Raw genomic sequence first — 23,440 nt, forward strand, 5'->3', positions numbered from 1 at the left:
CAACCTATTTTTTTCTTATTACTGTAATATTCATCTTAAACTCTCTATCAAGTTCCTGATAATTTTCTATATTCACTACACTGATTTTTTCATCCTCATAAGAAAGTCTTTCTCCTACAATAACCTCCATATCTCTAAAACCATTTTCATAAATATCTCTTGCTATTGTATATGGTGTATTTTTATCATCAGTTAATAATACAATACCTGGATTACTTTCTATCTCTTTTATATAATCCATCTCTCTTCCATGGACACTTATCAAACGATAATTGTGCCAGGCTTCTCCTAGTTTTGAGAAAAGATATTGAAAAGATGAAATTCCAGGAATTACATCAAGTTCCTCTCTCTTAAAATATTTACGGAGAAAAGGAAGAAGACTGTAATATCCCGTATCTCCAGAAACAATAACTGTAATTTTCTTATCTCTGTGACCTTTAATAAAGTCTATTACTTCTACAAGTTTTCCTAAAGTATATTTTTCACAATCTTCTTTTAATAGGAATGATATCTCACTTAGCTGTCTTTTACCACCAATGGCAATATCACAACTTCCAATATTATCTATTCCCTTTTTTGTTATATAATCTATATTTCCAGGTCCAAGCCCTACTACACTAATTTTTTCCAGCTAACTCACCTGCCAATTTATAAAAATCCTTAGTATATCCCAAAGTTGCTCCTTTAAATGAAAATAGTAAAACTTCACACTCAAGTTCTTCCCTTGAGTACTCTTCCACTCTCTTTTTAACTTTATTAGCAATGAGAGTGAAAAACTCTTTATTTTCAATAAATTCACATGCTTCTTCAACTGTATTGGATTTTAATATTTTATGAATTGTTTCATCTTTTTCTCCACAGATAAAAGCATTAGCTGCCATTATTTCTACTCTTGCATCAGCAACTCTACTGTGTGTATTAAATATTCCACCAGCTATTTTTATTGCTTTTCCTATATGTCCTAAGAAAAGTATCTTTTTAAAACCTAATTTGACAGCAGAATCTATCATAAATCCAGCATAGTTACTTATAACAATTGTCTGCTCCAGATCCAGTCCAAGGTTTTTACAATATTCTTTACTATAGTTTCCAAAAGTAAATATTACCCAGTCTCTATCTCTTGCCATTCTAAGTACTTTTAATTCAACAAACATGGAATCTTTAAGAGCATCTTCACTCATTGGCTTTACTATTCCAGTAGAACCTAAGATAGAAATACCTCTCAGTATACCAAGTTTTGGGTTAAAAGTCTTTTTAGATTTTTCAATTCCTTCAGGAACGTAAACTGTTATTATAGCTTTTTTATCTGTATTTTTTAGTTCTTCCTGTGCAATTTCACTGATCATCTTCTGAGGTCCTGGGTTAATTGCTGATTTACCTACCTGAACCTGCAATCCATTTTTAGTTACAGTTCCAACACCACGGCCACCAACAATAACAAAGTTATCATAATAGTGACCTTTTTTAATCTCAGGTAATTTATCTACAAGTTTTATCTGAGTACAGATGCTAATCCCATTAGTTACATCTGGGTCGTCTCCTGCAAATTTTTTAATAGCACATGAAACCATATTTTTTCTAACTCTTAATCTATATACTGGAACATTTAATTTAATTCCATTTAAAGTTGTAAATTCAATTTCCTCACAAAAATTATTGTGGAGTAAGGCCTGAAACCCTGCCTTTACCCCTACAGCTGCACAGCTTCCTGTGGTATAGCCGCTTCTTAATTCCTGAGCCATTAGAATCCCTCTCTTTTATACATTTGGTATAAAATTCCATGAAGAATTGATACTGCTACAGTACTTCCTCCTTTTCTTCCATTTATTGTAATATATGGAACATCCAATCCTTTGAAAACCTCTTTAGATTCAGCAGCTCCTACAAATCCTACAGGAACTCCTACTACTAACATTGGTTTTTCAATTTCATTTTTCTCTATCATCTCTTTTAATTTATAAAGAGCTGTTGGAGCATTTCCTATTAAGAATATCTTGGTTTCAGGATCTTTTCCTGCTTTTTCCATTCCAACTATTGATCTTGTTACTCCTCTTGATTTAGCCTCTTTTATAACTTCTGGATCTGATACTAAGCAATATGCTTTACAGTCAAATTTACCTAATACCATTTTGCTTAATCCATTTACTATCATATTTGTATCACAGTAAATTTTACATCCACCTTTTAATGCTTCCATTGCACTTTCTATTGCATTGTTTCTAAATTCAATTAAATCTGCATATTCAAAGTCTGCAGTTGTGTGAATTACTCTTTTTACTATTGGAAGAGTTTTCTCATCAAAATTGTTTACCTTTTCTCCTAACTCTTCACCTATAATTTCAAAACTTCTTTTTTCTATATCCTGAGGTACTTTTATATAATCTTTCATTATTTCACTTCCTTTGCTTTATTTAAAATCTCTGTTAAAAAATCAATGCTTTTGAAGAAATGCAGATGTGGATATCCTCCATAAACATTCTTCTCTCTAAATATACATTTCCATTTTTTACCATTTGGTTTTTCAATATCATATTCTCTTGTATCGTCATCTACTGTATTTATTTTTGAATAGTGGAATTCGTGACCTTTTCCAACTATCTTTTTATCCTTAATTATGTTGATATAACCAAATCTTGATATATCTAATCTATTTCTCATCTCTTCTGTACATTTTATTATTCCGCACATTTTTTCTAGATTACCATTGATGTTTTTAAATCCTTGGCTAAGGTACATGAAACCACCGCACTCACCAAAAATAACACCATCATTTTGATAAAATTTTATAATTGAATTTATCAGACTTTTATTTCTTTGGAGCTCATTTGAATATATTTCAGGGTATCCTCCACCAAAATATAGAATATCTACTTCTGGAATATCTTTATCTTTTATTGGAGAAAATGGAGTTATCTCTATTCCCATATATTCAAGCATCTCTATATTATCATTGTAATAAAAACTAAATGCACTATCTTTAGCAAGACCAAGTTTCAATCCTTTATATTTATTCTTTAAATCTGCATATGGACAAGGCTCTTTCTCTTTATCATCTATTTGAGCAATCTTAAGTATTGCCTCTTTATCTATAGTTTTTTCCAATGTCTCTTTTAACTTTGTAATTTTATCTTTTAGATCACTTATCTCAGTTGCCTGAAGTAATCCAAGATGTCTACTAGATAGTGCTAAAGTATCATCCTTTGGTACATATCCTAAACATTTCAGTCCTGTATATTTTTCAATAGCCTCTCTGTAGTGTTCATACATTTTCTCAGTAACTCTATTTATAATAACACCTGCTAAATTTACTCTAGGATCAAGCATCTTATAACCTAAAACCTGAGCTGCAATACTTGTACTTTTTCCTCCACCGTCTACTATTAAAATAACTGGAAGGTTAAGTACTCTTGATATATGTGCAGAGCTATTATTATCAAGTGAATGATCAAGGCCATCATATAGTCCCATAACACCTTCAACTATTGATAGATTTTTATGATGTTTTTGAAAAGTGTATTTTACTCCATCTTCTCCCATCATAAATAAATCTAAGTTATAACTTTTATTACCAGTTACAAACTGATGAAAACCTGGATCAATATAATCAGGACCAACTTTAAATGGAGATACATTTTCAAATAATGACATAAGTCCCATAGAAACTGTTGTCTTTCCTATTCCACTGCTTACTCCTGCAATCATAAAGGCTTTCATTCTACCACCTCTTTGAGAGTATTAAGTACTCTTATATTATTCTCTCTATTTTTTATTGCAAGTCTTATAAAATGCTCGTTTAATCCTTCAAAGTTTGAAGCATCTCTAACAAGAATTCCTTTTTCAAGCATTTTTTCCTTAACTTCAATAGCTGTACTTTTCAACAGCTTTATAAGCATAAAGTTTGTATTTGTTTTGTAAGCTTTTATATTCTTTATCTTACAACACTCTTCATAGAACCATTTTTTCTCTTTATCTATCCACTCTTCTGTCTGCTCTATATATTCACTATCTTTAAGCATAACTCTTCCTGCAATCTCTGCAAATGAATTGACACTCCATGGTTCCTTTTTCATGTTTAATTTCTCTTCTATAGTTTCATCAAAATAGATACCATAACCAAGTCTTACTCCTGGCACTGCAAAGAATTTAGTTAGAGCCCTCATGATAAAGATATTTTTATCCTTAAGATTTGCCGCTGTAAACTCTTCCCATCCTTTGATAAACTCTATAAATGCCTCATCTATAAAAAGTTTTATTTTCTTTGCTTTTAACACATTGTTTATCTTTTTTATATCCTCCAATGGAATAAATATTCCAGTTGGATTGTTCGGGTTACATATTATAACCAGATCACATTGTGGTATGTTTTTTAAGAAATCCTCTAAGTTAAATGTAAAGTTCTTTTCATGTGATAATCTATAATATAAAACTTCACACCCTATTGAATCCAAAGCTCTTTTGTATTCTGCAAATGCAGGTGCAACGATTAATGCTTTTTTAGGTTTCAGTGCCTGCGTATATAAAAATAGAATCTCTGTTGCTCCATTACCTACTACTGTATTTTTAAGATCCAATCCATTGTACTGTGCAATACTTTCTCTTAAAGCGATATATTCTGGATCTGGGTATCTCTCTAAGTTGTCAAAGTTATTTATAACTGCCTCTTTAAATTTTTCAGGTACTCCTAAAGGATTTATATTAGAGCTGTAGTCCAATATCTCTTTTTTTCCCTCTCTGGCAAGTCTATAAATATTTCCTCCATGTAAATCCATATTTCTCTCCTTATATAAAATACATTACCACTCTAGATGTGAAAATAAAAAATGCCATTCCTACCCATGATGTAACATATAGAAGTCTGATTCCCTTCTTAACATCAGGTATTCCAAAATGTTTTAATTTATCACCAATAGTTGGTTTATCATGTATTACTCCAAAATAGCTAGTCTTTCCACCAAACTGTACTCCTAATGCTCCTGCAAAAGCAGCTTCAGAGTTACCAGAGTTTGGACTTGAATGATTTAATCTATCTCTGAAGAATATCTTCCATGCACCTTTATAGTTGTAATGTAATAAAAATGCTGATATAGGAATAAATATTCCACCTGCAAGTCTTGCAGGTATAAAGTTTGCAACATCATCAATTTTAGCTGATACAGTTCCAAAATCCATATATTTTTCATTTTTATATCCAACCATTGAATCAAGTGTATTTATAGCTTTATATCCCATTGCAAATGGAAGAGCAAGTGATACTCCACCAACAGAAAACATGCTTCCTATAAAAGCATAAAACATTGGAGATATAACTCCATCTACACTGTTTTCACTAATTGTTTCTAGAATACTTCTTGTAATCTGTACTACATCCATATTTCCTGTATCTCTACTCACTAAATATGAAAGCTCTTTTTTTGCTTTTTCCATATCTCCATCAACAAGAACCTTACATACTCTAAATCCTTCATCTGCTAAACTCTTAGTAGCAAGGGTAGTATATAAAAAGAATATTTCTAATATAGGAGATATTTTAGCTAGATAATATGAAACAACAAATGTTATTCCAATAGTAAGTATTGCAAGAACTCCTCCCGTAAACTTCTTACAACTAAATCTATATAGAAGTTTTTCAAGCCCAGTTATAAGTTTTCCAATAAATCTAACTGGATGAGGAAACCAATGAGGATCTCCTAACAGTAAATCCAAAACATAAGCTATGCTATACTTAAATAAAAAATCCACATTAATCACCTATTATCTCATATATTTTTTTAATATCTATATTTTCTCTCATTATCTTTTCAAGCTTATCAAGTTCATGCATTCTATACTCATCAAATGTCATTCCCTCATCTTGGATATCCAATCCCTTTTTAGCTCTTACTAAGTTTAAGATATTACGGGTAACTTTTTCATTATCAAAGATTCCGTGAATATAAGTTGCAAAAATATTATCACCTTTTACAACACCAACTACTCTATCATCACCAGTAATCTGAGTCTCTTTTCCATTAGTTACTCCCTGATGAATTTCGTATCCATTTATATTTTCATTTTCAAGACCTGATAATAATCCACTGCAATTTTTTAGTGTTCCACTATACTGTCTTGTATTTTTTTCCTTTTCCATAACTGTCTCAAGTTCAAGTAATCCTAAACCTGGAATCTCTTTTATTGAACTTTCTATCTCATATGGATCCTTTATTTTTTCTCCCATCATCTGGAATCCACCACATATACCTATAACAATTTTTCCATTTTTAGAGGCTTTTATAATCTCAGTAGCTATTCCATTATCTTTAATCTCTTTTAAATCCTCTATTGTATTTTTTGTCCCTGGAAGAATGATTATATCTTCATTTCCAAGTTCCTTAGGAGATGTTACATATTTTATATTTACATCATCTGCAATTTTTAATGCATCAAAATCTGTAAAATTAGACATATGTTTTAATTTTATAATAGATATTTCAATCCCTTTATTTTCTTTTAAACTTCTAAATCTTTCAGTTACACTGTCTTCATCTTCTATATCTATATTGCTATAAGGCATAACTCCTACTACAGGAACTCCAGTCAGATCTTCAATCTCTTTTAATCCAGGTTTTAAGATATTGACATCTCCTCTGAATTTGTTGATTATTACACCTTTAACTCTTTTTCTTTCTTCAGGAGAAAGTAGCATAATTGTTCCATATATAGAAGCAAATACTCCACCTCTATCTATATCTGCTACTAAAATAACAGGGGCATCTGCCATCTCTGCCATCTTCATATTTGCAATATCTTCCTCTTTTATATTTATTTCAACAGGGCTTCCAGCACCTTCAATAACACTTATATCATAAGTTTCTCTAATATGATTATATGCTTTCATTATCTCAGGTTTTAAAGAAGTCTTAAATTTTCCATACTCTATTCCACTCATATTTCCAATTGACTTACCATTTACAATAACCTGAATTTTTCTATCAGTAGTTGGTTTTAAAAGAATTGGATTCATAAATGCTTCAGGTTCTATTTCTGAGGCAAGTGCCTGAACAACCTGCGCTCTACCCATTTCTCTACCAGTCTTTGTAACAAAAGAATTCAATGCCATATTCTGGGATTTAAATGGACAAACACTATTTCCATCTTTTTTAAAAACTCTGCATAATCCTGTAACTGTAATACTTTTTCCAGCACCTGATGAGGTACCTACAATCATGATATTTCTATGTTTCATTACAACACTCCCATTTGAAAATAAAAAAAGGCACCAAAATAATCAAGATAAATAACATTAAAACTGTTATCCAAATATTACATCTGAATAAAATCCCAAAATATTTATCTTTATTAATTAACTTTAGTACCCTAATTATTTACTATACTCATTCTCCTCCCGTCCCCGCAGGATAGTCAAATATTTTTTAAGAAAGGTCTCCTGACTTAGATTCATCCTACTCATATCCCCTTCCCAATTTCTCAGTGGGCCTATGATACTTTCGTCATCAACACAGTGGCGGGACCGTATAAGATTTTCACTTAATTCCCTTTTACTTAAAAAAACTGCATACTTATATATTTTACATTATTATACTCTATATGCATCAATTACGTCAAGCATTTATCCATTTTGAACCATATATATTATTTCTGAATTCCACTTAAATAAGTCATTTGTTATATCTATTATTTATAGATGCTATTTAATCTGTCAATAATTAAGAAACCTGGACTTCTTCTCATAATACCCTGTTTTTTCATAATAAAACTTAGGATATAAAAGATATAAATTAGTTTTAGCCCTGGAACATCCAACATAGTATAATCTTTTTTCCTCTTCTAACTCTTCCTCATTATTAAATGATGGGAATATCCCTTCCATCATTGTTGGTAAAAATACCACATCCCATTCAAGTCCCTTTGAACTATGTACTGAAAGCAGTGCTACTCCATCTGAGGATTCATCACTTTTTGTATGATATGGAATACCATTAGATGTAAGATATTTTAATAGTCCTTTTACTCCATATCTGTTTCTATATAAAATAGCTATCTCACTATATGAAGTTCCAGACAGGTGCAGATTCATAATTTTCTTACATAGATATTCCCACTGCTTTTCCTCATTTATAAATTGATTTTTAAATATCCTTCCACCTGAATTCCCAGTTCCAATAACTTTTTTATTATATTTAATCTTCATGCTTTTAGAGATCTTATTTGTATAGTTGATTATTTCCTCTTTACTTCTATAATTTGTTTGAAGTTTGATTAGCTTTGAATTTGGAAAGTCTTTTCCAAATTTTAAAATATTAGTAAAGTCTGCCCCTCTAAAACCATATATGCTTTGAAAGTCATCTCCAACTACCATAAGATTTTTTTCTTTTCCAACAAGTAATTTGAGAAGTCTCCTCTGTTCATCATTACTATCCTGATACTCATCAACTATGAGATACTCTATACCTCTTTGAATATATTCAAGAAAATTTCTATTTTCCATAAATTTCTCATTAACTTTTCTTATTAAATCCTCAAATTCATAGAGATTATTTTCCTCTTTCTTACTAGTGAACTTTTCATATATACTCTGTGATACCTCTTTTTGTTTACTGTCAATAAGGATTTCTCTATTTAGTTCCTTCGCTTCAATATACTCTTCAACATCTTTTAAAGCGATTTTAAGATTACCAATCTTCTCTTCATGAAAAAGTGTTTCTATAATCTCTCTCTTTTGGTCATCTCCAAGTATATGCATCTCCTCTATATTAAATAGTGCTTTATTCTTAAAAATTATCTTTGCACATAGAGAGTGAAAAGTCATTATCCTGACTTTTGTTTCCTTCGTTTCAAGTATTCCAAGAAGTCTTTCTCTCATCTCTTCAGCTGCTTTTCTTGTAAAAGTTATCATTAGAATCTGGCTTGGTAACACACCATTTTCAATTAAATAAGCAGTACGATAGACCATTGTTCTGGTTTTTCCAGAACCAGCTCCCGCTATTACAAGATATTGGCCTTTTAAACAATGAAGTGCAATCTGTTGCTCTTTGCTTAAAACTTTTGAATAGTCTATCTTAAGATTTCCTATTAAATTATTTTTTTCATATTTTACTTCTCTTTTTTCTAATTTACTTACTATCTTCTTTAACTGAACCTCTGGTGAAATCCCCAATACACCACATCCTTTTATTTTTAGTCTTCAGATTTTAGATATTCTCCAAGAATAAAAGCTGATAAAATTATCGCAATTATAATAGAGGTAAAGGCAGAACTTTCCATATACTGTTTATTGGAAACAAGTGAGTAGTTTACCAGTGAAGCAACTGGAAATATATCCTCAAGTTGCATAGTATATCCTATAGTAAATTCTCCAAATACAATTGCAAATATCTGTAAAAAGGCTGATAAAAATATATTCTTTAAAATTGGAAACTCAACATATATAAAACGTTGTAATGAGTTTTTACAATCTAAATCTCCACTCTCAAGTACTTCTCTTGGAAACTTCTTAACATACTGATACATAAATGAATACCCTATTGGAATAACAACAATCAGATAACCAAGTATTAAAAGAAATGCAAGTGGTATATCAAATAAGACATTTAGGTAATATAAAGTTATTGCCAAAAATGCTCCTGAAATACCCAAATTTGAAAATATTAAAATATCTGTAAATCTATTATAATTCTTTATAATTATATATATTAAAACTACTGAAATAGCACTTACTACTATTGAAATTTTCAGTGAGTTAAAAAGGCTTTCAACAACTGCATAGTCCTCTATAAAATCTGGAGAAAATAGATTCTCATATGCTTTTATAGTAAATTTTCCAGTAATGACATTTACAAAAGAGTATAGAAATGAAAATGCTACTACTGCATATTGCAGTATTGCATAGATAAAAGAGTATATTCCCAGAACAGGGTTAAGTCTCTTACTCTCAGGATTTCCTGTAAGCTCATATTCTTTTATAAAAATTCCAAAAAGGTTTAAGATTATCAATACAATAACCTGAATTATACCAAGATACATAGCCTTTGAAAAATTAGCACCACTCATCAGTGTATTTGCAATTTCAACTTCTATTATTGAATATTTAATTCCACCTAATGATAATACAATTCCTAAACCTAAGAAGCAATATGTAAATACCAGTATAAACCCTCTAAATATTTGTGGCATAATAAGTGGAAGCTGACCTCTAAAAAAGATAGTAATATTATCAGCACCATCTCCTTTCATAGCTTCAATTATCTCTTTTGGAATTCTCTTCAATCCCTCTCCTATATACTTTACAAATATTGGTGAGTTGTAAAATACATTAGCAATAACAATAGCCTTTAAACTATATAGTATATTCATCTCTTTAAATATCTCCATATTAAATACAATGGAGAAAATAGTGACAACTGATATCACTGGAAAAAAGAATGGTATAAATATCAAACCATTTATTAGTTTTGTCAGAAAATTTCTTTTGTATGCTGAATAGTACGCTGGGATAAGTGCAATAAGAAAAGCTACAACTGTAGAGTAGAAACTCTGTTTTACTGAAAAGAACAGTACATCTAAAATATTTTGCTGAGATAGTTCCCTAATCTTATCTATATGGAAAAAATCTCTTGCAAAAAAATACACTGGTAACACCCAGGCCAGTCCGCAAACTAAATTTATTGTAATTGACGTAAATCTCTTTGTATTCATAATTCTCCCATCTCTTTTATCATTTATATTTATAGTATATCAAATTTGATAATATATTTCTATCAAGCTTTATTTTTTTCAATTATTGTGTTATGATTTATTATAAATCAGTTTTTGGAAAGGTGAAATTATGCTATATTTGTTATATGGAGATACAGCTCCACTTCAAATTAAATATGAAGAGATTATAGGTGAAATAAAAAATAAATATCCAGGTATTAGGGAGAAAATTTTTGATGGTTCAACAGATGATATTTCATCTTTTTTTGACTCAGTTTCTACAAATTCAATGTTCTCTCCTCACGAACTAATTATTTTAAAAAGAGCAGAGGATTGTAAAAATTTAGCAGATATTGGTAAAAGTCTTAAAATGTATAATCTTGCACAGAAAGAAGTAGTTATTGTATATGAAGAGTTTTTAAATGACTATGGTAAAAGAACAAATGAGATAGGTAAACGTGTCCTTAATGCTTTTACTGATATTGCAGAAGTTATCTGTTTTAGAAAAGAAAATGAACAAAAGGCAAGTTTATTTTATATTCAACAGACATTGAATATCTCACAAACAGAAGCAGAAACACTTCAGAATCTGATTGGAGATGACTTCTTTAAATTAAAAAATGAAATAGATAAAATTAAAAATTTTTTAGATGGAGATTCTTTTTCTCTGGAAAAAATAAAAAATATTATTTCAATAAATCATGAGGCAAATCTGAAAAATCTTATAGAGACTTTTCTTCTAACCCATGATTATAAAAATCTTTTAAGGTATCTTAAAGAAGAAAATCTATATCCTCTGTTTATGTATCTCATTGCAGATGAGCTAATAATGTATCTCAAACTTACTCTTCTTATCAAAACAGATAGATGTAGTAGAAACATTTCATATAATAATTTTAAAGACAATGTCTATGATGAAATAAAAGATTATTTTGCAAATGATAGAGGAGCTATGCACCCATATCCAGTTTTTCTAAAACTTAAAAATGTTAATCTCTTTGACGATAAACATCTTAAATCAAAACTTAGAAAACTAATGGAAATTGAGTATGATGTCAAAAGTGGTAATAAGCTTATAGATATAGAAGTGGAAAATTATATTATAAGTTTTTTTTAAAAGATAAATAGTGAAAATTAAGATACATTCCAATTTTAAAAATAAAGATTGGAGTGTATTTTTTTAAATCTTTTTTAATAAAATAAATTTTATATTATAAATATGATTATCGGACTTTAATAATGTGGGTCCTATCTAGACTTTACAATTACTGGATTTTTTGCTATACTTTTAAAAACTAAATTTTAAGGAGAAAAGAATGAAAAATAAAATTTTAAGCAGTTTATTTTTTGTCCTGTTTACAGTAATGAGTTTCCAGGCTCTTGGATTCGAATTACCTGAATTCAGTACTAGCGATATCCCTAAAATAAAGTACAAAAATGTAAGTTTAAATAGTCTAGAGGATATAGAAAAATATAAGAACACAGAAGATTTATACTCTTTTTCAAATGTAAATTTAGACCTTAATTCACTTACTATGAATCAAAAGAAGACGGTATTTGTAGAGCTTCTTCTACCAGCTATTGAAGTTGTAAATAGTGAAATAAACCATAATAAACAGATTGTTAAAAAATTATCTAAAAAAGAGTTTCTTAGTGAAAAAGAATATAGATATGCAAAATCTCTATTTAAAAAGTATAGAGTTCCATATGGAAAATGGAAAGAGCTGGATGATAGACTTCTTATATATCCAACATCTCTTATATTAACTCAGGGAGCTTTAGAAAGTGCCTGGGGAACATCAAGATTTTTTAAAGAAGGGAATAATCTATTCGGTATATGGTCAACTAATCCAAATGAACCGCGTATTCCTGCTAAAGGATCAAGAGCAGATGGATTTAGACCACATCTGAAAAAGTATAACTCTATAAAGGAGTCAGTTGCAGATATTGTTCTTACTCTTTCAAGAGGAAATCCATATAAAAAATTGAGAAGATTTATAAGGGAAAATAAAAGCCCAGAGGAGATAGCTCAGGGTCTTGCATCATATTCTGAAGAGGGAGAGTTATACGTAAGAAAAGTTATCAGTACACTGAAAAGAAATAACTTTACAGAGTATGATTCATAAAATTAAAAGCTAATAACAACAGATACAAAGCATTTTAATGCTATGCATCTGTTTTTTATTTATTTAATCATTTTTTATATATTTGATTATCGGACTTAATATGTTTTTAAAATAAAAAGGCTGTTGAAAATACAACAGCCCTTCGTTATTTATAAAGTAATCTTCCCTATATACTCTTTAACAAATTCTGCAATGTTATCATTTGAAACTACTTCACTAACCATACAGATTGTGTGTGCGCCTCTAGATATGATTTCATCTATATTGTGAGTTTTTATCCCACCTATAGCTACAAAAGGCATATCTATATTCTTAGTTACAAAATCCAGATAATCAAGGCCAACAGGTTCTGTATCTTTAGTTGTAGTTGGATATATCGGCCCTACACCTATGTAGTCAACATCCTTATTATAATAAGCAGTGAATGCCTGTTCAGGACTATGTGTTGAAAGGCCTATTATTTTATCTTTTCCAACGAGTTTTCTAACATCTGCTGGTGTCATATCATCTTGCCCTACATGAACTCCATCAGCATCTACAAGTAAAGCTAAATCTACATGATCATTGACAATAAACAGTACTCCATTATCTCTACATAGCTCTCTTATTGCCTTTGCTTCTTTTATCTTTTCTTTCATAGATTTATCTTTTTCTCTATATTGAATTATTTTTATTCCACCTTTTATCATCTCTTTAACACATTGGAAATTGCTTTTTCCATTGCTAAATTTTTCCCCTGTTATTCCATATAAACCATTTGGTATGATTTTGTCTCTAATCATTCTCACATCCCACCTGTAATATAATCTCTGCAACTTTTGCAGCTACCGTACAAACTTTATGCGAATAAGTTGCATAATTATCAATGTCACTATGTAAATCACCAACAATATAAAAATTGTTTCCCTTTTTTACTGTGACTATACTCTCTGTATTCTTTCCACCAATTCCAGATACACATATTAGTAACTTTCCACTATTATAAAACTCTTCCACCAAAAGAGATTTATACTCCTTTTTATCAAATCCATCAACTATAATATCACAATCAGAAAAATAATCTTTAATGTTATCTCTATCAAATTTAATAACGGAAAAAAAATAATGACCTTTTTTATTTATTCTTTTTAAATTTTCACATAACATCTCAGCCTTATATTTCCCTATCTGATCCTGAAAATAGAACTGTCTATTGAGATTTGATTCCTCTATCTTATCGAAATCTCCAAACTTAAAATCTGTAAATCCTGATCTAACAAGGTGCATAGCGACATTCGACCCTATGCCACCAACACCTGCTATCCCTATTTTCATACCAAAGTCTCCCAGTCTTTATACACAGGTTCAAGACCATGAGCTCTTATAGCTGCTACGATTTCTTCTACGTTTCTGCTATCTGTAATATCAAATTGTGCTGTAGATTCATTTTCATGTGAATAACCACCAACTTCAACTCTTGAACCAGCAGAGAATTTAGTAATTCCAAGGTTTAAAAGGTGGTCTCTCATAAACGCACTCTCTCTTGTTGATAGATTTATTCCAGCTTTAGGTTGGAAAATTCTATTAGCTAAAATAATTTGAACAAATGTTTTATCATTTACACTATAGCTATCTTTCAAATTCCCTTCAGCTTTATTAACTCTTGGGAAAGAGATACTAAAATCTGTATTTGGATAGTTATCAATTAAATATTTTAGATGTAAACCAGTTCTAAAAGCATCTTCTCTTATGTTTCCAAGTCCAAGTAGGGCCCCTATTCCTATAGTTCTTAATCCCGCTTTTGCCCCTCTTTCAGGTGTATCAAGTCTATATCTGAAATTTTTCTTTTCACCTGATAAGTGTACCTGTGCATACCTAACTTCGTCATAAGTTTCCTGATAAACAGTAAGTCCATCAAGTCCATATCCTTTAAGATAGCTATACTCATCTTCATCTAATGGCATAACTTCTATTGATACAGATGTAAAATGTTTTTTTAATACATTTATTGCATCTCTTAGATATTCCTTACTTATAAGTCCCTTTGCTTCACCTGTAAGAAGTAATATATTTTGAATTTCACTCTTTGCTATCTCTTCTGCTTCTTTTTCAATCTCTTCCATCTTCATATGACGTCTTTTTATATGATTTTTCTTTGAGAACCCGCAATAAATACAGTTACTAGTACAGTAGTTCGATACATAAATTGGAAGATATAAAGATATTACATTTCCAAAATGCTGTCTAGTAAGTTTTGCAGCTCTTACTGCCATTTCTTCTAAATGGTTTTGAGCTTTTGGTGATAAAAGATTTAAATAATCATATACTGAGCAGTGATCTTTAGATATGCTATTAACAATCATCTCATCTGTTACACTGTCAAAATATTTATTATAATCAAAATCTTTCCATTTCTCTAATTCATAGTAGTAACTCATTTGTTATCACCTAGATCTAAGAAATCTGTAAGTGGTGATGATGCACTTGCATATTTCTTTTCTTCAGCCATTTTAGATAAGAATGCTTCTCTTCCAGCTTCTACTGCTAATGCAAATGCTCTTCCCATTCTAACTGGATCCTGTGCAGTTGCTATTGCTGTATTTACAAGTACTGCATCACATCCCATTTCCATTGCCATTGCAGCATCTGATGGTTTACCAATTCCTGCATCTACAATTACTGGAAGTTTACTATTTTCAAGCATCATTTCAATAAGTTCCTTTGTTATAATTCCACGGTTTGACCCAATAGGTGATCCAAGTGGCATAACTGCTGCTGCTCCAGCTTCTTCCAATTTTTTTGCTGTAACTAAATCTGGCATTATATATGGAAGAACGATAAATCCTTCATCTGCTAAAATTTTTGTAGCTTTAACAGTTTCAGCATTGTCAGGCATCAAATATTTATTATCATTTATTATTTCAATTTTTATAAAATCTCCACATCCTGCTTCTCTTGCAATATGTGCAATTTTAACTGCCTCTTCTGCATTTCTTGCTCCAGATGTATTTGGAAGTAATGTCATATTTTTAGGAATATAATTCAAAATGTTTTCTTTGGGATTAGTGAAATTAATTCTTCTCAAAGCCATTGTTATTATTTCAGACTTAGATGCTTCTAACATAGGTGCTACTAAATTTTTATCTGAAAATTTTCCTGTTCCTGTTAACAATCTGCTACCAAACTTACGCCCTTTTAAAACTAATTCATCCATTTTACTATCTCCTTCTTATTTTTGTCCTATATTATGTATTATAAAATTATCCACCTGAAACGAAACTTAGAACTTCTACGACATAATCATTGGCTATTTTTTGGACTTTCCAGTCATTTTTTTTGATTACTTCATCATTTACTAAGACTACTGCTCCACCTAATTTTAGATTATTTTCTTTGGATAATCTTTCAAGAAGTTTTTCTACAGTAATCTCTGTTCCTTCAATTTCATATTTTTCTCCATTTAGTTTTATATTCATATAACTATCTCCTGCCTATATCATTTCATTACATCTTTTCATAGGACATAAGTCTCCACACATAGTGCAAACTTTTTCTTCAATTGGCATAGAAGATTTTCTATATTCTCTTGCTTTCTCTGGATCTAAACATGTTTCAAACATTCCTTCCCAGTTAAGTTCTCCTCTATATTTACTCATCTTGTTATCCCAATCTCTTGCTCCATTTAATCCTTTTGCAATATCTGCAGCATGTCCAGCTATTCTTGATGCCATTATCCCTTCTTTCATATCTTCTAAAGTTGGAAGTCTTAAGTGTTCAGCTGGTGTTACATAACAAAGGAAATCTGCTCCTGCTGATGCAGCTATTGCTCCACCAATTGCAGCAGTAATATGATCATATCCTGGTGCAACGTCTGTTACTAAAGGTCCTAATACATAGAAAGGTGCATTATGGCATAATTTTTTCTCAAGTTGCATATTTGTAACTATCTCATGCATAGGAATGTGTCCAGGTCCTTCAATCATAACTTGTACATTTTTTTCCCAAGCTCTTTTTGTAAGTTCTCCTAATATTAATAACTCTTGAATTTGAGGACCATCTGTTGAGTCATGAATACTTCCAGGTCTTAATCCATCTCCTAAACTTAGAGTTACGTCATATTTTTGGCATATATCAAGTAATCTATCATAGTGCTCATAGAAAGGATTTTCTTTATCATTTAATACCATCCATTGGAATAGTATTGATCCTCCTCTACTTACAACTTTAGTTAATCTTTTACTATTTTTTAATCTTTCAACACATGTTTTATTAAATCCTGCATGTATTGTTAAGAAATCTATTCCATCTTCACAGTGTTGTTCTACTACGCTAAAAAGATCATCCACTGTCATATCTTTAATATTTTTCCCAAGTTTTGCAACTGCGTCATACATAGGAACTGTTCCTAGCATAACTGGTGAAATCTCAACTAGCTCCTGTCTGAATTTTTTTGTATCACCAAATGTACTTAAATCCATTATTGCATCTGCACCGTATTCAATTGCTTTTTTAACTTTTACCATTTCCCCCATATAGTCACAGCTATCTTCTGATACCCCTAAGTTTACATTTACTTTTGTTTTAGTTCCTGTTCCTATTGCTCTTGGATAAATGTTTTTATGATTTTTGTTTCCAGGAATTATAACTGAACCTTCAGCTATTCTTTTCATTAAGAGATCCTTGTCCATTTTTTCATCCCTAGCTACAATCTCCATCTCTCTTGTAAATATCCCTTTTTTTGCTGCTTCCATTTGAGTACTATACATAACATCCTCCTAAAATAATTTTTTATATAAAAAAATAGCTCAATACCACGTACTGAGCTATATAATCCAAATTAATATAAGTTAAAATATATTAAAGTAATTATCTTGCTTCCCTACGCTGGTATTATCCATATCAGGTTCTAAGGGTCAGGACCGTATCCTTCTCAGCCAATTGGCTCCCCTAGCAAACTATTCTTTTCATTCGCTATTATATACTTATTTTTCTATACTGTCAAATTTTTATTTTTCTTTTATAAATTTATCTATTTCAAAAGCCGCTTTTTTCCCTGCTTCCATAGCCAGTATCACTGTAGCAGCTCCAGTTACAGCATCTCCACCTGCAAATATCTCTTTTCTAGTTGTTTTTCCATTGTCATCAGCTTCGATGCCATTCCATCTATTTGCATTTAATCCTTCTGTAGTTTCACATATAAGTGGATTTGGAGAAGTTCCAAGTGCCATTATTACTGTATCACATTCCATAATAAATTCACTTCCAGGAATTTTAGTTACAGATGCTCTTCCTCTTTCGTCAGGTTCTCCAAGTTTCATCTTTATACATTTAACCTCTTTTACCCAACCATTTTCATCACCAATTATTTCAACTGGGTTTACAAGAAAATCAAATTTAACTCCCTCTTCTTTAGCGTGGATTATCTCTTCTTTTCTTGCTGGAAGCTCACTCTCACTTCTTCTGTAAACTATTGTTGTATCAGCTCCTAATCTTTTTGCAGTTCTTGCAGCATCCATTGCTACGTTCCCTCCACCTACAACAAACACTTTTCTACCAAGTGTAATTGGAGTATCATAATCAGGTCTATTAGCTTTCATCAGGTTTACTCTTGTTAAAAATTCATTAGCAGAAAATACTCCATTGAAGTTTTCTCCTGGAATATTCATAAATTTAGGTAGTCCTGCTCCTGTACCAATAAATACTGCAGAAAAACCTTGTTCATCTATTAGTTCATCTACTGTTATTGTCTTTCCAATAATAGTATCTGTTTTTACAGTTACTCCCATTTCATATAATTTATTAATCTCTCTGTCTACTATATCATCCTTTGGAAGTCTAAATTCTGGAATTCCGTAACTTAATACTCCACCTAATTTATGCAGTGCTTCATATACTGTTACTTTATATCCCATTTTTGCAAGTTCTCCTGCTGCAGTTAACCCTGCAGGTCCACTTCCAATTACAGCGATTTTTTCTTTTTTCTCTTCTTCAATTACTACTGGAATTTCATTTTCTATTGCCCAGTCACCTACAAATCTTTCAAGTTTTCCTATAGCAACTGGTTGTCCTTTTATTCCTAACACACATTTACCTTCACATTGTGTTTCCTGTGGGCAAACTCTTCCACAAATTGCTGGTAAAGTTGAATATTTTGATATTACATCACTTGCTTTTCTAAGATCTCCATTTTTAATCTCTTTTATAAAAGATGGTATATCTATATTTACAGGACATCCTTTAACGCATAGTGGATTTTTACAATTTAAACATCTTTCTGCTTCTTTTTGTGCCTCTTCAAAGTTATAACCATAAGAAACTTCTGAGAAGTTTTTATTTCTTACATTTGGTTCCTGCTCTCTCACAGGAATTCTTCCACTGTCATCAATTATATCATCATGAATTGGACAGCTGTCATTATGATGTGTCTCTCCATCTTCTATTTTTAGTATATTTTTTCCTTCTTCAGTCTTATACATATTCTGTCTTCTTAAAGCTTCATCATAATCAACTTTATCTCCATCAAATTCTGGACCATCCACACATGCAAATTTAACCTTACCATCAATAGTAACTCTACAAGCTCCACACATTCCTGTTCCATCTATCATAAGTGGGTTCAAACTTACAGTATTTTTAATTCCATACTCTCTACATTTTAATGATGCAAACTTCATCATCATTATTGGTCCAATAAGCACTGCATGATCATACTTTTTATCTCTATTATTTATAAGGTCATCTATAACATCTGTTACTCTACCCTTTTTTCCAAAAGTTCCATCATCTGTACAGATATATAGATTTTTAGCAACTTTACTCATCTCATCTTTAAATATAAGAGTATCTCTATTTCTTGATCCAATAATTACATCTGCATCAATTCCATGTTCTTTAAACCATTTCACTTGTGGATATATAGGTGCTGTCCCAACTCCACCTGCAACAAAAAGGTATTTTTTCTTTTTTAATTCTTCCAGTGGTATATCTAAAAACTCACTTGCTTGACCTAAAGGTCCAACTAAATCCTGAAGATGTTCTCCTTCTTCATATTTAGCTATTTTTTTTGTTCCTTTTCCAACTACTTGAAATACAATAACTACGCTTCCTCTTTCAGTATTGTAATCACATATTGTCAAAGGAATTCTTTCACCCTTTTTATCAGCTTTTACTATAAGGAATTGTCCAGGTTTTGCTGATTTGGCAAGTAGTTTTGCCTCAATTTCCATGCTACATATCAATGGAGTTAACCATTTCTTTTTTAAAATTTTAAACATATATTTTTACTGCTAAAGCAGTTTCACCTCCAAAATTCTTATGACAATATTTTTTCTATTTCTAATAAAAGTTTTGCAATTTTCTCTTTTTTCTTTTTATCTAATTCATCAAATTTATTATTTATTTTTTTATATAAATCATCAAGTTGACCAATTTCAAAATCATAATTTATCTCTTCTGTATTTCTATATTCAAGATTTTGAGTTTTTCTACTTTTAATTATATCCATAACTCTTTTATAGTCAACATCATTATTTTCCTCATCTAATATTACAAATATATCTTCTTTTTCTTTATAAAATTGCTCTATAGCTCTTACAGGCAATATTGAGATAATCTGTTTTATTCTCTCATTCTTAGTAGCTTCAAAAAGCTCATATCTTTTTCTAAGTCTCAATGCAGTGTCTTTCTTATATCCATTGAATTCTATGTATTTTACATATAATCCTTCAGGACTTCCTTTTCTCCCTAGTTCATTAAATACCTCAGTCAAATTTTTTCCTAAAAGTATCATATTTTTACTTTGGATAGATAACATCTCAACTGATTTTTTCTCCAAAAACTCTACCAGTTCTCTATCATCTGTCAAATCACCAAATATACTGCTATCAACTTCAAAAACATCTGTGATTGCTATACTATTTTTATTTTTAACAACAACTTCACTATTTTCTTCTTTTTTCTCTTTTTTTCTTTTTGCTAACATAGCCTGGAATCTATCTTCTACTGTACTCATTTTATGCCTCCTACATTTCCATTATGATATCCAGCAAGCTATTTTGAGCTTCCTCTACTGTTTTTGCTCTACTCTCCCATACTGTTTTTCCTTTTTTTACAAGAGTCTCTATAATTGATGTCTCTTTTATAGGATTAGGGAATACAACATCTGTTTCCTCAATTATATTTTTCAATTTATTCATTATATCTTTTTGTGTTACTGTACTACGATATAGGTTTATTATTATTCCTTTTATCTTGTTTATACCTGCTTCTTCAATAACATTTATAATCCCCTTCATTGTTGGTATATCACAAAAAGCAGGAATTATTATTTTATCTGAACACTTAACAAATTCTGTATCTATCTTCATTGTTGGAATACTGTCAATTAATACATAGTCATATTCTCTTTTTAGGTGCTCTATAAAAATAGGCAATTTCTCCAAAAATCTTTGAGTAAAAAGAGAACTTTCCAATGGAATAAAATCAAGATTTTTTCTTAACTCTATCTTCTCTCCTTTTCCAGTCATTACCCAGCTTCTAAGACCTTTTTCTAAAGTAATCTCCTTTTGCTTACTCTCAGGAACTGTAAAATCTATGATATTATTTTGAGAGTCTGAAGTAAGTATCATTACTTTTTTACCCTGCATTGCAAGTCCATGTGCCAGTTGCACAGTCAGGAAAGTTTTCCCAATTCCACCCTTGTTTACTTTTAGAGTATAAACCTTTCCTATTCTCTCTTTCCTATCAATAGTTACAACTCCTTTTCCAGTTGTTATATTTACCTCATTATTATCTTTTTCTATTTTAAGTGTATTTACAATTGAAAAAGGAATATTTAACTTTGCAACATAGTAATCTTTATCCTTATATACCTTGCTGAAATTTACAGTGGTATTTTTCACATAATTTACTACATCACCGTGAATATCCTTCTCCTCTTTTTCTTCTTCTGCAAATCCTTTTTTCAGTGTAATAACTCCATCTGCAAAAGATAAAACAATATTGTTGTCATCTTTATCTATATCAAGTGATTTAGTAATAGTTTTATCTACTGTTAATACGGCGTTATTAAAGCTTCCATTTTTTTTGTAAAATAATCCTATCTTCTTCTTCATTATGCACTCCTTTACAAAAAAACTAAGTCGCATGTATGCGACTTAGTCAAATACTGCTTCTATATTGTATCGTATTTTTGGTATGAAGTCAATGATTTTTGTTCACAACCGTTGATTTATCCGTGCTTTGCACATATTTATCTAACACCTTTAATGTATAGTTTAATAACTCTTCTTTTAGATTCAGTTCAGGATGAATGAGTATATGTTCATATAATTCATCAATTATCTTTCCAATTATAGGTCCTTTTAAATTAAATTTTTCTATAAGGTCTTTACCATTTATAGCTAGATCACTTTTTCTATAAGGAATATTATTTTGAACTATCTTAAAGTGTAAAATTTTCATCCTATCTATTGTGGTAAAATCATAAGGTGGAAAATGTGCAATTTTATCTCCCTCTATAAGTCTGTAAAATCTATATATATCTTCACCTAGATAGTTGAGTTTCTTTTTTACAAAGAGTTCATCTACCTCTTTCCTATAAAAAAGATGTGATGCAACTAATCTATAAACTCTTTCAATGGTTTTTTTATCATATTTCAAACTTTTCATTACTTTCTTAGCAATCTCTGCAGAAACTAATCCATGATTATAAAAATGCATATTTCCATTTTCATCTATACTCTTACTTCTTCCTTTTCCAATATCATGAAAAAAAAGTGCAAGTCTCAGTACAAAATCCTCTTTAACAACCCCCATAGCCTTTATTGTATGCAAAGCCACATTCATTTTCCTTCCTCTTGAAATCTGATACAGATCCTTTATCTCACTCCATTGTGGAATAAAAGTTTCTATTACTCCAATGCTGCTCATTACTCTAAGAGGAGTCATGTTGGTTGCAACAATTATTTTATTAAATTCCTCTCTCACCCTTTCTACAGAGATATTTTTAATAAACTCAAGATTATCTTTAATAGTACTTAAATCAAATTTCATATTAAGATTTTTAGTTGCTGCAAATCTAAATGCTCTTAATATCCTCAAAGGATCCTCTTTTATTCTTCTTTCTGTATCCCCAATAAAACGTATATTTCTATTTGCAATATCATATTCACTAATATCATGATAGTAGTATTTTTCTCCATCATAGGCTATTGCATTAACAGTAAAATCACGTCTTTTTAAATCTGTATATATATCTCCTGTAAAAAGTATATCCTGCTCTTTTCTATTTTCAGGAATTCCTATATCCTCTCTCATTTTAGCTATCTCATAGGTAATATTATTTATTTTAATCTGTATTACTCCAAAATGTCTTCCTATCTCAATGGGATTGTATTCTGTAAAAATCTCCTTAAGCTGAATATAGTCAATATCAGTTACAAAATCACAATCTAGAGGTTCATATCCAAGAAGTTTATCTCTTATATATCCACCTACTACATAGCCTTTACCTTGTGACTGTAGCAATCTTAGTATTTTTTTTATATCATCATTTAAATCAATTTTTTCAAACATAATACTCTCCCAAATTTAGCTAAATCTCCTTTATAGGATACTTCCTTTTCTAAAATTTATCAATTTAT

The 23,440-nt window shown here is 30.4% G+C and carries 21 protein-coding genes and 2 riboswitches; of the genes, 2 read left to right on the top strand and 19 right to left on the bottom strand.

Annotated elements, in window-relative coordinates; all coding sequences use genetic code 11:
• Positions 1 to 4: 4 nt before the first annotated feature.
• From cbiE to IX290_RS03850, 9 genes are all read right to left on the bottom strand, one after another.
• Positions 5 to 631 (bottom strand): precorrin-6y C5,15-methyltransferase (decarboxylating) subunit CbiE, encoded by a 627-nt coding sequence (gene cbiE / locus IX290_RS03810; RefSeq protein WP_211491907.1) that lies wholly within the window; start codon positions 629 to 631, stop codon positions 5 to 7.
• Positions 618 to 1,742 (bottom strand): cobalt-precorrin-5B (C(1))-methyltransferase CbiD, encoded by a 1,125-nt coding sequence (gene cbiD, locus IX290_RS03815; RefSeq protein ID WP_211491891.1) that lies wholly within the window; start codon positions 1,740 to 1,742, stop codon positions 618 to 620. Before cbiD ends, cbiE begins: the two co-directional genes overlap by 14 nt.
• Positions 1,742 to 2,389 (bottom strand): precorrin-8X methylmutase, encoded by a 648-nt coding sequence (locus tag IX290_RS03820; RefSeq protein WP_211491892.1) that lies wholly within the window; start codon positions 2,387 to 2,389, stop codon positions 1,742 to 1,744. Before IX290_RS03820 ends, cbiD begins: the two co-directional genes overlap by 1 nt.
• Positions 2,389 to 3,714 (bottom strand): cobyrinate a,c-diamide synthase, encoded by a 1,326-nt coding sequence (locus IX290_RS03825; protein ID WP_211491893.1) that lies wholly within the window; start codon positions 3,712 to 3,714, stop codon positions 2,389 to 2,391. The genes IX290_RS03820 and IX290_RS03825 overlap by 1 nt, the downstream gene beginning before the upstream one ends.
• Entirely contained in the window at positions 3,711 to 4,769 is a 1,059-nt protein-coding gene (gene cobD, locus IX290_RS03830) for a threonine-phosphate decarboxylase CobD (protein ID WP_211491894.1), read from the bottom strand. Before cobD ends, IX290_RS03825 begins: the two co-directional genes overlap by 4 nt.
• Before the next feature lie 10 nt (positions 4,770 to 4,779).
• Positions 4,780 to 5,739, bottom strand: coding sequence for an adenosylcobinamide-phosphate synthase CbiB (gene cbiB, locus IX290_RS03835; protein ID WP_211491895.1), 960 nt, complete (start codon positions 5,737 to 5,739; stop codon positions 4,780 to 4,782).
• A 1-nt stretch (position 5,740) separates the two neighbouring features.
• Positions 5,741 to 7,222 (bottom strand): cobyric acid synthase, encoded by a 1,482-nt coding sequence (locus IX290_RS03840; RefSeq protein WP_211491896.1) that lies wholly within the window; start codon positions 7,220 to 7,222, stop codon positions 5,741 to 5,743.
• A 173-nt stretch (positions 7,223 to 7,395) separates the two neighbouring features.
• A riboswitch (cobalamin riboswitch) is annotated at positions 7,396 to 7,574 on the bottom strand.
• 122 nt (positions 7,575 to 7,696) lie between these two features.
• On the bottom strand, positions 7,697 to 9,154 hold the full coding sequence (locus IX290_RS03845; protein ID WP_249168840.1) for an ATP-dependent helicase: 1,458 nt from the start codon (positions 9,152 to 9,154) through the stop codon (positions 7,697 to 7,699).
• A gap of 20 nt (positions 9,155 to 9,174) precedes the next feature.
• Positions 9,175 to 10,692, bottom strand: a complete 1,518-nt coding sequence (locus IX290_RS03850) for an ABC transporter permease subunit (protein WP_211491897.1) — start codon at positions 10,690 to 10,692, stop codon at positions 9,175 to 9,177.
• 130 nt (positions 10,693 to 10,822) lie between these two features.
• Between IX290_RS03850 and IX290_RS03855 the strand changes: the two genes are divergently transcribed.
• Both IX290_RS03855 and IX290_RS03860 read left to right on the top strand, forming a co-directional pair.
• The gene (locus IX290_RS03855; protein WP_211491898.1) at positions 10,823 to 11,809 is read left to right on the top strand and encodes a hypothetical protein; all 987 of its coding nucleotides are present in this window, start codon (positions 10,823 to 10,825) and stop codon (positions 11,807 to 11,809) included.
• 199 nt (positions 11,810 to 12,008) lie between these two features.
• Complete coding sequence (locus IX290_RS03860) at positions 12,009 to 12,818, top strand: glucosaminidase domain-containing protein (protein ID WP_249168841.1); 810 nt, start codon at positions 12,009 to 12,011, stop codon at positions 12,816 to 12,818.
• 149 nt (positions 12,819 to 12,967) lie between these two features.
• Here the strand turns inward: IX290_RS03860 and thiE are convergent, their stop codons facing one another.
• The 10 genes from thiE to IX290_RS03910 all read right to left on the bottom strand — a co-directional run bounded on the left by thiE (position 12,968) and on the right by IX290_RS03910 (position 23,372).
• Positions 12,968 to 13,600: a thiamine phosphate synthase gene (thiE, locus tag IX290_RS03865; RefSeq protein ID WP_249168842.1), complete on the bottom strand. Its 633-nt coding sequence runs from the start codon at positions 13,598 to 13,600 to the stop codon at positions 12,968 to 12,970.
• On the bottom strand, positions 13,593 to 14,132 hold the full coding sequence (gene thiF, locus IX290_RS03870) for a sulfur carrier protein ThiS adenylyltransferase ThiF (RefSeq protein ID WP_211491899.1): 540 nt from the start codon (positions 14,130 to 14,132) through the stop codon (positions 13,593 to 13,595). The genes thiE and thiF overlap by 8 nt, the downstream gene beginning before the upstream one ends.
• Positions 14,129 to 15,235, bottom strand: coding sequence for a 2-iminoacetate synthase ThiH (gene thiH / locus IX290_RS03875; protein WP_211491900.1), 1,107 nt, complete (start codon positions 15,233 to 15,235; stop codon positions 14,129 to 14,131). The genes thiF and thiH overlap by 4 nt, the downstream gene beginning before the upstream one ends.
• Positions 15,232 to 16,011, bottom strand: a complete 780-nt coding sequence (locus IX290_RS03880) for a thiazole synthase (protein ID WP_211491901.1) — start codon at positions 16,009 to 16,011, stop codon at positions 15,232 to 15,234. Before IX290_RS03880 ends, thiH begins: the two co-directional genes overlap by 4 nt.
• Positions 16,012 to 16,057: 46 nt before the next feature.
• Positions 16,058 to 16,273 (bottom strand): sulfur carrier protein ThiS, encoded by a 216-nt coding sequence (gene thiS, locus IX290_RS03885; protein WP_211491902.1) that lies wholly within the window; start codon positions 16,271 to 16,273, stop codon positions 16,058 to 16,060.
• Between the two features lie 15 nt (positions 16,274 to 16,288).
• The gene (thiC, locus tag IX290_RS03890) at positions 16,289 to 17,563 is read right to left on the bottom strand and encodes a phosphomethylpyrimidine synthase ThiC (protein WP_211491903.1); all 1,275 of its coding nucleotides are present in this window, start codon (positions 17,561 to 17,563) and stop codon (positions 16,289 to 16,291) included.
• 93 nt (positions 17,564 to 17,656) lie between these two features.
• A riboswitch (TPP riboswitch) is annotated at positions 17,657 to 17,756 on the bottom strand.
• Between the two features lie 47 nt (positions 17,757 to 17,803).
• Positions 17,804 to 20,071, bottom strand: a complete 2,268-nt coding sequence (locus IX290_RS03895; RefSeq protein WP_211491904.1) for a bifunctional dihydroorotate dehydrogenase B NAD binding subunit/NADPH-dependent glutamate synthase — start codon at positions 20,069 to 20,071, stop codon at positions 17,804 to 17,806.
• Between the two features lie 38 nt (positions 20,072 to 20,109).
• Positions 20,110 to 20,808, bottom strand: coding sequence for a hypothetical protein (locus IX290_RS03900; RefSeq protein WP_211491905.1), 699 nt, complete (start codon positions 20,806 to 20,808; stop codon positions 20,110 to 20,112).
• A gap of 10 nt (positions 20,809 to 20,818) precedes the next feature.
• A complete protein-coding gene (locus tag IX290_RS03905; protein WP_211491906.1) occupies positions 20,819 to 21,910 on the bottom strand; it encodes a ParA family protein in 1,092 nt (363 codons plus the stop codon).
• 88 nt (positions 21,911 to 21,998) lie between these two features.
• Entirely contained in the window at positions 21,999 to 23,372 is a 1,374-nt protein-coding gene (locus IX290_RS03910) for an HD domain-containing protein (RefSeq protein WP_249168843.1), read from the bottom strand.
• Positions 23,373 to 23,440 lie beyond the last annotated feature (68 nt).

Source organism: Fusobacterium sp. DD2 (assembly GCF_018205345.1).
GTDB lineage: Bacteria > Fusobacteriota > Fusobacteriia > Fusobacteriales > Fusobacteriaceae > Fusobacterium_A.

Coding starts and splice junctions, on each gene's coding strand:
- IX290_RS03880 (WP_211491901.1), bottom strand. CDS start 16,011: ATGGATGAATTAGTTTTAAAAGGGCGTAAGTTTGGTAGCAGATTGTTA.
- IX290_RS03840 (WP_211491896.1), bottom strand. CDS start 7,222: ATGAAACATAGAAATATCATGATTGTAGGTACCTCATCAGGTGCTGGA.
- cobD (WP_211491894.1), bottom strand. CDS start 4,769: ATGGATTTACATGGAGGAAATATTTATAGACTTGCCAGAGAGGGAAAA.
- cbiD (WP_211491891.1), bottom strand. CDS start 1,742: ATGGCTCAGGAATTAAGAAGCGGCTATACCACAGGAAGCTGTGCAGCT.
- thiH (WP_211491900.1), bottom strand. CDS start 15,235: ATGAGTTACTACTATGAATTAGAGAAATGGAAAGATTTTGATTATAAT.
- IX290_RS03850 (WP_211491897.1), bottom strand. CDS start 10,692: ATGAATACAAAGAGATTTACGTCAATTACAATAAATTTAGTTTGCGGA.
- IX290_RS03820 (WP_211491892.1), bottom strand. CDS start 2,389: ATGAAAGATTATATAAAAGTACCTCAGGATATAGAAAAAAGAAGTTTT.
- IX290_RS03900 (WP_211491905.1), bottom strand. CDS start 20,808: ATGAGTACAGTAGAAGATAGATTCCAGGCTATGTTAGCAAAAAGAAAA.
- thiC (WP_211491903.1), bottom strand. CDS start 17,563: ATGTATAGTACTCAAATGGAAGCAGCAAAAAAAGGGATATTTACAAGA.
- IX290_RS03910 (WP_249168843.1), bottom strand. CDS start 23,372: ATGTTTGAAAAAATTGATTTAAATGATGATATAAAAAAAATACTAAGA.
- thiF (WP_211491899.1), bottom strand. CDS start 14,132: ATGAAAATAGGGATAGCAGGTGTTGGTGGCATAGGGTCGAATGTCGCT.
- thiE (WP_249168842.1), bottom strand. CDS start 13,600: ATGATTAGAGACAAAATCATACCAAATGGTTTATATGGAATAACAGGG.
- IX290_RS03825 (WP_211491893.1), bottom strand. CDS start 3,714: ATGAAAGCCTTTATGATTGCAGGAGTAAGCAGTGGAATAGGAAAGACA.
- thiS (WP_211491902.1), bottom strand. CDS start 16,273: ATGAATATAAAACTAAATGGAGAAAAATATGAAATTGAAGGAACAGAG.
- IX290_RS03855 (WP_211491898.1), top strand. CDS start 10,823: ATGCTATATTTGTTATATGGAGATACAGCTCCACTTCAAATTAAATAT.
- IX290_RS03905 (WP_211491906.1), bottom strand. CDS start 21,910: ATGAAGAAGAAGATAGGATTATTTTACAAAAAAAATGGAAGCTTTAAT.
- IX290_RS03860 (WP_249168841.1), top strand. CDS start 12,009: ATGAAAAATAAAATTTTAAGCAGTTTATTTTTTGTCCTGTTTACAGTA.
- IX290_RS03895 (WP_211491904.1), bottom strand. CDS start 20,071: ATGTTTAAAATTTTAAAAAAGAAATGGTTAACTCCATTGATATGTAGC.